At 70.6% G+C, this 10,341-nt stretch carries 12 protein-coding genes; 5 read left to right on the top strand and 7 right to left on the bottom strand.

All coding sequences use genetic code 11. The features are described 5' to 3' along the window. A partial coding sequence (locus A5700_RS06985; protein ID WP_082966221.1) for a DUF2470 domain-containing protein occupies positions 1-770 on the bottom strand: 770 nt, incomplete at its 3' end. Between the two features lie 162 nt (positions 771-932). Between A5700_RS06985 and pheA the strand changes: the two genes are divergently transcribed. Then, entirely contained in the window at positions 933-1,874 is a 942-nt protein-coding gene (gene pheA, locus A5700_RS06980) for a prephenate dehydratase (RefSeq protein WP_068204581.1), read from the top strand. Beyond that, positions 1,871-2,557: a histidine phosphatase family protein gene (locus A5700_RS06975; RefSeq protein ID WP_068071976.1), complete on the top strand. Its 687-nt coding sequence runs from the start codon at positions 1,871-1,873 to the stop codon at positions 2,555-2,557. The genes pheA and A5700_RS06975 overlap by 4 nt, the downstream gene beginning before the upstream one ends. Positions 2,558-2,566: 9 nt before the next feature. Here the strand turns inward: A5700_RS06975 and A5700_RS06970 are convergent, their stop codons facing one another. The 3 genes from A5700_RS06970 to A5700_RS06960 all read right to left on the bottom strand — a co-directional run bounded on the left by A5700_RS06970 (position 2,567) and on the right by A5700_RS06960 (position 4,612). Then, positions 2,567-2,770 (bottom strand): hypothetical protein, encoded by a 204-nt coding sequence (locus tag A5700_RS06970; protein WP_068071975.1) that lies wholly within the window; start codon positions 2,768-2,770, stop codon positions 2,567-2,569. A 68-nt stretch (positions 2,771-2,838) separates the two neighbouring features. Continuing rightward, positions 2,839-3,189: a metallopeptidase family protein gene (locus A5700_RS06965; protein WP_068071977.1), complete on the bottom strand. Its 351-nt coding sequence runs from the start codon at positions 3,187-3,189 to the stop codon at positions 2,839-2,841. 4 nt (positions 3,190-3,193) lie between these two features. Then, the gene (locus tag A5700_RS06960) at positions 3,194-4,612 is read right to left on the bottom strand and encodes a septum formation family protein (protein WP_068071973.1); all 1,419 of its coding nucleotides are present in this window, start codon (positions 4,610-4,612) and stop codon (positions 3,194-3,196) included. Positions 4,613-4,723: 111 nt separating this feature from the next. Here A5700_RS06960 and serS point away from each other — a divergent pair, with 111 nt between their 5' ends. Beyond that, a complete protein-coding gene (gene serS, locus A5700_RS06955; protein WP_068071972.1) occupies positions 4,724-5,977 on the top strand; it encodes a serine--tRNA ligase in 1,254 nt (417 codons plus the stop codon). Here the strand turns inward: serS and A5700_RS06950 are convergent. Continuing rightward, positions 5,974-6,459: a DUF2834 domain-containing protein gene (locus A5700_RS06950; RefSeq protein ID WP_068071970.1), complete on the bottom strand. Its 486-nt coding sequence runs from the start codon at positions 6,457-6,459 to the stop codon at positions 5,974-5,976. The two genes, serS and A5700_RS06950, sit on opposite strands and share 4 nt — an antisense overlap. A 69-nt stretch (positions 6,460-6,528) precedes the next feature. On the opposite strand from A5700_RS06950, the gene A5700_RS06945 reads away from it, so the two are divergent. Together A5700_RS06945 and A5700_RS06940 are read left to right on the top strand one after the other, a co-directional pair. Then, positions 6,529-7,152, top strand: coding sequence for a TetR/AcrR family transcriptional regulator (locus tag A5700_RS06945; protein ID WP_068071967.1), 624 nt, complete (start codon positions 6,529-6,531; stop codon positions 7,150-7,152). A gap of 47 nt (positions 7,153-7,199) precedes the next feature. Beyond that, positions 7,200-8,771: an NAD(P)/FAD-dependent oxidoreductase gene (locus tag A5700_RS06940; protein ID WP_068071966.1), complete on the top strand. Its 1,572-nt coding sequence runs from the start codon at positions 7,200-7,202 to the stop codon at positions 8,769-8,771. Here the strand turns inward: A5700_RS06940 and A5700_RS06935 are convergent. Next, positions 8,768-9,112 (bottom strand): hypothetical protein, encoded by a 345-nt coding sequence (locus tag A5700_RS06935; protein WP_068071963.1) that lies wholly within the window; start codon positions 9,110-9,112, stop codon positions 8,768-8,770. The genes A5700_RS06940 and A5700_RS06935 overlap by 4 nt on opposite strands. After that, the coding region (locus tag A5700_RS06930; RefSeq protein ID WP_068071962.1) for a Rieske 2Fe-2S domain-containing protein at positions 9,109-10,341 on the bottom strand (1,233 nt) is incomplete at its 5' end. The genes A5700_RS06930 and A5700_RS06935, both read right to left, overlap by 4 nt.

Below are 10,341 nucleotides of genomic sequence, written 5' to 3'. Positions count from 1 at the left end.
GCTGGCGCGGGCGCCGGCGAGGTCGCCGGGCCGTCCTCGCGGGCGACGACCCAGCGGTGCGCGGGGCCGTCCACGGGCTTGTGGAAGGGCAGCCGCACGTCGTGGTCGGTGTCGCCGCCCTCGACGCGGAACCGCACGCCGTAGCGGTCGAGTCCCAGGGGGCGGACGTGGCCGCGGCGCAGCGGTGCGGGCAACCGGGACACCAGGCGCGCCAGCACGTCGCTGTGCGCGGTGTCGAGGTGCCAGAGCAGGCTCGACTCGACCTCGCAGAACGGGTCGGGTCGCGCGGCGAGGAGGTCGTCGACGCTGACCGGTTCGGCGCCGGTGGCGTCGGTGACGACCACCGATGCGATCTCGAGCCGCAGCAAGGTGTATCGCTGCCGCGACCCGACCGTGGACCGCGGCGTGTCGACCTCGAGCAGGGCCGGGTTCGGGCATTCGGCGGCGATGCGGTCGAGCGTTTGCATGAGCCTCGCGGGGTGGATCTCGTGCAGGCGGCCGCGCACCCACACCAGCGACCGGACCGGCTCGCGCAGCGGGAGGGGCGCGTAGTCGGTGAGCTCGAGCAGCGCTTCGGATCCGGGGCGAACGGTTTCGCCCTCGCCTTCCAGCGGCATCGCGAGGGCAAACGAGCCGTCGTCCATCAGGTGGTGGATGGGGGTGGCGACCGGGTCGTCGTGGTCGATGGCCAGCAGCGCGCCGCCGGCGCGCACGCAGGCGCTGCGGATCCGTTCGGCGGTCGTCGGGGCGGGATAGCTCAGCGGTAACACCGTTCTCCTCACTCGCTTAGGTAAGCCTAAGTTAACTTAGAAGGGGTGGCGCCGCAAGGCTCCCCCGGCCTCGTCATCGACCCCGAGACGGGCTGGGCGGCGTGCTGCAGAACGATGCTTCGCGATGGGCTGCGTGACGGGCTTCGCCGCTAGGGTTGGGGCGTGACCCGCATCGCTTACCTCGGCCCGGAGGGGACCTTCACCGAGGCGGCGCTGCGCCAGATCATCGCGGCCGGGCTGGTACCCAAGCATGGCGTGCCGGACCCGCTGCCCACCGACAGCACGGCCGCCGCGCTGGACGCGGTCCGCAACGGCGACGCGGACTACGCCTGCGTGCCGATCGAGAATTCGATCGACGGTTCCGTCACCCCTACGCTCGACAGCCTGTCCATCGGCTCGCCCCTGCAGGTCTTCGCCGAGACGACGCTCGACGTGGCGTTCAGTATCGTCGTCGCGCCCGGGCGCGGCGCCGCCGAGGTGCGCACACTGGCGGCGTTCTCGGTGGCCGCCGCGCAGGTGCGGCACTGGGTCGCCGAGCACCTGCCGGACGCCAAACTGCGGGCGGCGTCGTCCAACGCCGACGCGGCGCGCCAAGTCGCCGAGGGCCTGGCCGACGCCGCGGTGACCTCGCCGCTGGCGGCCACCCGCTGGGGGCTGCCGGCGCTGGCCGACGGCGTCGTCGACGAACCCAACGCCTGCACCCGGTTCCTGCTGGCCGGGCTGCCCGCACCGCCGCCGGCCCGCACCGGCGCGGACCGCACGTCAGTGGTGCTGCACATCGACAACGCGCCCGGCGCGCTGCTGGGGGCGCTGACCGAGTTCGGCATTCGCGGCATCGACCTGACCCGCATCGAGTCCCGCCCGACGCGGATCGCCCTGGGCACCTATGTTTTCTTCGTCGACTGTGTGGGGCACATCGACGACGACGCGGTCGCCGAGGCACTCAAGGCGCTGCACCGTCGTTGTGCCGATGTCCGATACCTCGGATCCTGGCCCACCGGCACGCCGGCCGGGGTGCAGCCGCCGCCCGCCGACGAGGCGCTGCGGTGGTTGACGCGATTGCGAGAGGGCAAGCCGGAAGCGGCGGAAAGGAGTGAGTCATGACCGGCCGGTTGGTGTTGGTGCGGCACGGCCAGTCCTTCGGCAACGTCGAGCGCAGGCTCGACACCCGCCCGCCCGGCGCGGAGCTGACGCCCCTGGGGCGCGATCAGGCCCGCGCGTTCGCCCAGCACGCCGGCCGGCCGGCGATGCTCGCGCATTCCGTGGCCACGCGGGCGTCGCAGACCGCCGCGGTCATCGGCTCCCAGCTCGACCTGGGCGCCGTCGAACTCCCGGGCATCCACGAGGTGCAGGTCGGGGAGCTGGAGAACCGCAACGACGACGACGCGATCGCCGAGTTCAACGCGATCTATGGCCGGTGGCATCGTGGCGAGCTGGACGTCCCGCTTCCCGGCGGCGAAACCGGCAACGAGGTGCTGGACCGCTACGTGCCCGCCATCACCGACCTGCGGCTGCGCTACCTGGACGACCGGGAGTGGCACGGCGACATCGTGGTCGTCAGCCACGGCGCCGCGATCCGCCTGGCGGCCGCCGTGCTGTCCGGCGTCGAGGCCGAGTTCGCGCTGGACAACCACCTGGACAACGCCGAGTCGGTGGTGCTGTCGCCGATCACCGACGGGCGGTGGAGCTGCCTGCGGTGGGGGAGCCTGACGCCGCCGTTTTATCCCGAGGTCGCGGCCACCCCGGTGGGCGACGCGGTTCACTCCAGCACCGACCCGATGGGATGACGGCGCGGGCTAGACCGCCAGCGCGATCCATTCCGCGCACGCGCAGCCCACGGCGTCGCAGTCGATGACGAACGTGTGCGCGACCAGTTCGGGGCTGGTGCAGTCCGGTTCGGTGCACTCCGCGCGGCCCCAGAACCGGCCCTGCGCGTGACGAATGATGGTGCCGTGACAGTGATCTAGGCCTGCCCGGCAGTCGCGGCAATCGGCACTCATACGCCGTTCATAGCACCCGCGGCGGACAAATCCGGGATGCCGCGCCCACAAAAGCGAGACGTGTCGGGTCAGGCCCAGCCGAGCTCGTGCAACCGGTCGTCGTCGATGCCGAAGTGGTGCGCGATCTCATGGATTACCGTGATCGCCACCTCGTCGACCACCTGCTCCTCGGAGTCACAAACCTCCAGCAACGCGTCCCGGTAGACGAAGATGGCGTCCGGCAGCGACCCCGAGTAGTCGGAATCGCGTTCGGTCAGCGCCACCCCTTCGTACAGTCCGAGCAGCTCGTCGTCCTCGGGATGGCGGGCCTCGACGAGGACGACGACGTTGTCCATCGCCGCCGCCAGCTCGGGCGGAACCAGATCGAGCGCGTCGGAGACCAGTTCGTCGAAGCGCTGCGGATCCATCCGCACGGCCACCCGGCTACCCCCCGGGGGCGGGCTCGGGCACCGGGCCGGCCGGCGGCGCTCCGGCGTCACCGGGCGGCAACCCCGGGTCCGCGGGCGCCGGTGCCGGGGCGGGGGCCTGCGGAGCCGGTGCGGGCGCCTGCTGCTGTGGCTGCGGGGCCTGCTGCGGGGCCGGGGAGGCGGGCGACTGCGCCGGGGCGCCGCCGGGTTGCTGGCCGGGCAGGTGCTGGTTGTTCGGGGGGATCGCCGGTGGGGCGCTCGGCGGGCTCTGTCCCTGCCCCTGGCTCTGGCTGGACGGCGCCTGGGCCGGAACCTGCAGCGGGATCGGCGGCATGGTGAGCCGTTCCTCGGGGATGTCCGGGGGCGGCACCGGCGCCTGACCATTGATCAGCAATTGGCCCTTGGCGCTGTTCACCAGCGTGGCCCAGCCGCCGTTGCCCAGCGTGGAGCCGATGCTGCAGGCGACCTCTCGGCTGCCCGCCGTCCAGCTCGACAGCGTCACCGTCGGGTAGATGAGCGTCAGGGTGGTGGTCCGTAGCTTGGTCGGCGCCAGGTAGGCGTCGGTCATCTTGGTGCAGTTGTCCTTGATGTAGGCGTCCTGGTCGGGCTCCGGCGGCAGCGGGCCCGGGAACTTCTCGCCAAGGTTGACGGTGCCGGTCACCTCCATCGCGTGCGGCGTCTTGCAGTCCACAGGGGCGTCGGTGGGCTGGTTGGTCGTCGCGTCGATGCCCAGGCAGGTGCCCGCCGGCCAGACCTTGGACTGGTCGACGTCGGCGACCTTGCCCTTGAACACCTGCTGCTGGTTGTTCAGGCCGGGCAGCTGCAGGCCGCACAGCATGCGGCGATCGCCGGACTGACGCCAGGCGCGATCACCCGGCCACAGCAGGCTGACGGTAAACCTGCTGTTGGGGTCGAACTTGGCGCCGAGGTAGCCGCGGGCGGCCGTGTCGCACTGCTCCTGCGTGATCTGCTGGATGCGCGCGGGCGACGGGGGAGCGGCGTTCGGCCCGTATTCGGCGCCCGGGAACGTCCGCATGTCGATGGACTCGGCCACCTCGAACTTGTGGTCGTCGGAGCACTTGACGATGCGCGCCGACTCCGGCGTGGTGTCGGGCCACATCAGGCAGTCCCCGGTGCCGGCCCGGTTGAAGGCGGCGTCGCTACGGGCCCCGGTGCTCGGCACGGGATCGCTGTCCAGGTAGCCGGCCAGCCGTCCCGGCCCGGACCCCCCGACCGGGATGGCCGTGACCAGCCCGGCGATCAGCAGCCCACCCAGCGCGGTGAGCAGCAGCGCCCGCCGGGTCGCGCGGGCCTGCAGGCTGCGCGGCCACTGCAGTCCGGCCAGCGTCCGGTCCGCCGACCGGTCGGTCGAGCCGGCGGGCTCGTCGGCGCGCGAGGCGTCCAGGAGTTCGGGGGCTTGCGACATCCGCTCCATTCTGACAGCAGCGCCCCCGCGGCGTGACAAATGTTGCCGAAGTGAATCCTGGGATTCCGTGCCGGGGGTGCTGCGACGACCGGCCGCGCCGGCGAAAGTAGTCTCAGGGCCGTGATCGACCTGAAGCTGCTCCGGGAGGACCCCGACGCGGTGCGCCGCTCGCAAGTCAGCCGGGGCGAGGACCCGGCGCTGGTCGACGCCCTCGTGGCGGCCGACGCGGCGCGCCGCTCTGCGATTTCCTCCGCTGACACGCTGCGCGCCGAACAGAAGGCGGCCAGCAAGAGCGTCGGGGCCGCGTCACCCGAGGAACGCCCGGCCAGACTCGCGCGCGCCAAGGAGCTGGCCGAGCAGGTCAAGGCCGCCGAGGCCGCGCAGGCCGACGCCGAGGCGGCGTTCACCGCGGCGCACATGGCCATCTCCAACGTCGTCATCGACGGCGTGCCCGCCGGCGGGGAGGACGACTACCGGGTGCTCGACGTCGTCGGCGAACCCGCCGCGATCGAGAACGCCAAGGACCACCTGGAGCTGGGCGAGTCGCTGGGACTGATCGACATGCAGCGGGGCGCCAAGGTGTCCGGGTCGCGGTTCTACTTCCTCACCGGGAAGGGGGCGCTGCTGCAACTCGGGCTGTTGCAGCTGGCGCTGCGGCTGGCCGTCGACAACGGCTTCATCCCGATGATCCCGCCGGTGTTGGTGCGCCCGGAGGTCATGGCCGGCACCGGCTTCCTCGGCGCCCACGCCGACGAGATCTACCGCCTCGAGGAGGACGACCTTTATCTCGTCGGGACCTCGGAGGTGCCGCTGGCCGGCTACCACTGGAACGAGATCCTGGACCTTTCCGGCGGGCCGTTGCGGTATGCGGGGTGGTCGTCCTGCTTCCGCCGCGAGGCGGGCAGCTACGGCAAGGACACCCGCGGCATCATCCGGGTGCACCAGTTCGACAAGGTCGAGGCGTTCGTCTACTGCACGCCCGACGAGGCCGAGGCCGAGCACCAGCGGCTGCTCGGCTGGCAACGCGAGATGCTGGCCCGCATCGAGGTGCCTTATCGCGTGATCGACGTCGCCGCGGGCGATCTCGGGTCCTCGGCCGCCCGCAAGTTCGACTGTGAGGCGTGGGTGCCTACCCAGGGCGCCTACCGGGAGCTGACGTCGACGTCGAACTGCACCACCTTCCAGGCGCGCCGGTTGTCGACGCGATACCGCGACGACGGCGGCAAGCCCCAGATCGCGGCGACCCTCAACGGGACGCTGGGCACCACTCGCTGGCTGGTCGCCATCCTGGAGAACCATCAGCAGCCCGACGGCAGCGTGCGGGTGCCCGCCGCCCTGGTCCCGTACGTGGGCGCCGAGGTGCTCGAACCCTAGGCGTGCACCGTCTGGCGCGCCTGCTCGTGCCGGCGCTGGCGTTCCATGGTCGCGAAGTAGAATGCGAACGCGAACGCGAAGCTGGTGAACAGGCTCGACACGAAGTACAGCCAGGGGTGCTTGAGCCCCCGCCGGTAACCGTCGACGACCGTAAAGATGGGCAGCAGAACGACATTGGCGATGGTGTAGTCCTGGCTGGCGGAGCTCGCGGCCGGGTTGGTGAACATCAGCCGGATGTATTCGGCCCAGCTGCCGTGTTCGCCCCACAACGGATTGGTGGACCCGTGCGCGTATTCCTGCACGTAGGTGACGTTGAAGTACCAGCCGAGCGCGACCGAGGCGATGCCGACGACGTAGTACACGATTTCCATCGGCGAGAACAGCGGGCCGCCGGCGGGCCGGGCGAAGACGGCCGAGTTGGCCCTGACGATCCAGGCGATGACCGCGAGCCCGAGGACCGCGTGGGTGAGGAGCGAGACCATGTGCGCAGTCTCACCCGGTGCGCGAAGTTTTGTCAATATTGTCAAAAAGTTTCTTGATACCTTACTGCCATGGTCCGGCCAGCTCAGACGGCGCGCAGCGAACGCACTCGCGAGGCGCTGCGCCAGGCCGCCGTGGTGCGGTTCCTGGCCCAAGGCGTCGAGGAGACGTCCGCCGAGCAGATCGCGGCCGACGCCGGCGTCTCGCTGCGCACCTTCTATCGGCACTTCAGCTCCAAGCACGACCTGCTGTTCGCCGATTACACGGGGCTGCACTGGTTCCGCGCGGCGCTGAACACCAGGCCCGTCGACGAGCCGGTCATCGACTCCGTACAGGCCGCCGTCTTTGCCTTCCCCTACGACGTGGAGGCGGTGACGAAGATTGCCGCGCTGCGGGGCGGCGACCTGGACCGGGGCCGCATCGTCCGGCACATCCGCGACGTCCAAGCCGACCTCGCCGACGCCATCGAGCAACAGCTGCGCCGGCGCAGCGGGGCGGCCGATCGGTCACCCGACGCGCGGTTGCGTGTCACGGTCAGCGCCCGGTGCATCGCGGCGGCCGTGTTCGGCGCGATGGAGGCGTGGATGGTGGGCGAGGAACGGTCGCTGGGCGAACTGGCACGGATCACGCACGTGGCGCTGGAGTCGCTGCGCGACGGGTTGTCCGGCACCTGGATCACCGCAGTTTCGTCATAATTGACAAAACTTTGCGGGCGTGCGAGCCTCCATCGTGGAGGCCACAGATGACATATGACGCGATCGTTATCGGTGCCGGGCACAACGGGCTGGCGGCGGCCGTGCTGCTGCAAAAGGCCGGCCTGCGCACCGTCTGCCTGGACGGCAAGCTCTACGCCGGTGGAATGGCTTCCACGGTGGAGCTTTTCGACGGCTACCGGTTCGAAATCGCCGGCTCGGTGCAGTTCCCGACGGCCCCGGAGGTGGTCCGCGAACTCGCCCTGGACACCCTGCCGACCATCGACCTGGACGTGATGTCGGTGGCGTTGCGCGGCGTCGGCGACGACCCGCTGGTCCAATACAGCGACCCGGTCAAGCTTTTCACCCACCTCAACGAGGTCCACGGCGCCGACGCCGTCAACGGCATGGCGGGCCTGATGGCTTGGGCCCAGGCCCCGACGCGCGCCCTGGGCCGTTTCGAGGCGGGGGCACCGCCCAAGACGTTCGACGAGATGTATGCCTGCGCCACAACGGAATTCGAGCGCTCCGCCATCAACGAGATGCTGTTCGGTTCGGTCACCGACGTGCTGGACCGCTACCTGCCGGACCGGGACAAGCACGGGGCCCTGCGCGGATCGATGACGGTGCTGGCCGTAAACACCCTGTACCGCGGGCCCGCGACGCCGGGCAGCGCCGCGGCGCTCGCGTTCGGACTGGGCGTTCCCGACGGTGACACCATGCAGATGAAGAAGCTGCGCGGCGGCATCGGCGCGCTCACGGCGCACCTGGGGGCGCTGCTGGAAAGCCACGGCGGCGAGGTGCGGCTGCGGACCCAGGTTGCGGAGATCCTCGTGGCGGGCGCCGGCCCCGAAGCCCAGGTCCGCGGCGTGCGGGCGGAGGCGGGGGAGACGTTGACCGCCCCGATCGTGGTCTCGGGCATCGCGCCCGACGTCACGCTCAACGAGCTCATCGACCCGGCGGCGGTGCCGGCCGACATCCGCCAGCGGTACGCCCGCATCGACCACCGCGGCAGCTACCTGCAGATGCACTTCGCGCTGGACGAGGCCCCGGCGTTCGCCGCGCCGTACGAGGCGCTCAACGACCCGGCGCTGCAGGCGTCCATCGGCCTGTTCTGCACGCCGGAAGAGGTTCAGCAGCAGTGGGAGGACTGCCGGCGCGGCGTGGTCCCCGCCGATCCCACCGTCGTGCTGCAGGTGCCGTCACAAAACGACCCGGACCTGGCCCCGCCCGGCAAGCACGCCGCGTCGGCGTTCGCGCTGTGGTTCCCGATCGAGGGCGGCGCCGACTACGGCCAGGCCAAGATCGAGATGGGCCAGCGGGTCATCGACAAGGTCACCCGGCTCGCGCCCAACTTCGAGCGCAGCATCATCCGGCACACCACCTTCACGCCGCGGCACATGGGGGTCATGTTCGGCGCACCCGGCGGCGACTACTGCCACGGCCTGTTCAGCTCCGATCAGATCGGGCCGAACCGGCCCGGCCCCACCGGTTTTCGCGGCCAGCCGATCCCGATCGCCGGGCTCTACCTCGGCAGCGCCGGCTGTCACGGCGGGCCGGGCATCACCTTCATCCCCGGCTACAACGCCGCGCGGCAGGCACTGGCCGACCGCGCGTCCTAACCGCGCTGGCTCAACAATTCGTCGAGCAGGGCCACGAACTCGGCGGGCCGCGCCGGCGTGAACGCCGGGCGGGGCCAGGTGCCGGGCACGTCCAAGGTGATCAGCGTGGACTTGAACGGACGGCCGACGTCCAGCGGCAGCCAGCGCCGCAGGTCGGAGCTGCCCCAGATGCGCAGCCGGTGCGTCCACAGGCCCAGGTTCTCGGACTGATAGCCGCGGATCGCGTCCAGCGCGATGATTTTTGCGGTGCCCGAGGGAAAGTGGTAGCGGCACAACGTGATCGCGGTGCGGTCGAGTTGCACCAGGCCGTCGTCGTAGGTCTGTCCGCGGGCCGCGGTCATGGCCGGGAACTTCGCAGCTGATGGCCCCGCGCGGTCAGGCAGCGGCCGTCGTCCAGACGCCACTGCCACCCGTGCAGATTGCAGGTCAGCGTATCGCCCTCTACGACACCGAATTTCGACAGATCCGCCTTGAGGTGCGGGCAGCGGCGCTGAATCGTCCACCCGTCCATGGTGATTGACGCCGAGTCGTCGTGACTCTCGGCGAACCAGCCGTCGGCGTAGGCGACCCGCTCGTCGGTGAGGCACTTGAAGAAGGTGTAGAGGTATTCGTTGTAACCGCCGACCCGCCATGCCGTGAACCGGGTGGACAGGAAGATGGTGTTGACCCAGTCGGGTTCCCGGTCGCGCAACACCGTGCGGACCAGTTCCGGGGCGATCGCGAACCCGTAGCGCACCTTCTCGTGTGCGATCGGCTCGCGCACGGTCCGTTTCGGGAAATCCAGGATGACCGTCTCGGGGCCCAGCACGAGTTCCACGGGATAGCCGATGCCGTCGCAGATTTCGTCGCTCTGGGACATGATCGGCTCGAACAGCGCACGCAGCGGCTCGAGCAGCGGTTCCCCGGCGGCCGGGGCCCAGCGGGCCCGCTCGGCGGCCAGCACCGGCGCCATCCGCTCGGCGTAGTCGGCGATGTAGGCGGCCTTGCCCGTGGTGAAGATGGCCTCGACCTGGTCCTCGGGGATCGGGTGGCGCAACGAGTTGAGCGTGGTTCCGGTGAAGTCCGCGGTCGAACCGGGCATCATCAGCAGCCCGCCGTCGTGGCCGTGCGCGCGCATCTGGTCCAGAAACACCGCCTGGTCGGGGAAGATGTTGGCCGGATCGCCATGGTCGTCGTTGAGGTGGCGCAACTCGGGATCCAGGAAGCACGGCGGGCCCGCCGACGGGACGACCCAGGTCGCCCCCACCTGAGTCAGGTACTGCCGGGCGCGGTCCATCTGGCGTTGCCGCTTCTGCACGCCGAAGGACTCCTTGGCGCGGGCCGGCATGTCGTAGACCATCGGATACCAGATGGCCCCCGAGTACTGCAGCAGGTGCACGTCGATGTGGCCGAAGGCGGAATCGAGCACGTCGAGGTCGACCGGCCGGGCGTCGTTCATGTTGAACACCGTCGTGGTGCCGTCGGAGACCACCAGCGCGGAGTCGCCGATGGGGCCGTCGGCGGGCGCCCGCAGGGCGATGATCATGACGTCCAGCTCGCCCTTGGGGCCAACCAGGCGGTGCTTGACCGA

This window comes from Mycobacterium sp. E1214 (genome assembly GCF_001666755.1).
In the GTDB taxonomy this organism is placed as follows: Bacteria; Actinomycetota; Actinomycetes; order Mycobacteriales; family Mycobacteriaceae; genus Mycobacterium.
Note: the sequence above shows the minus strand (reverse complement) of the source record. Positions and strands in the feature narration are given on the sequence as shown.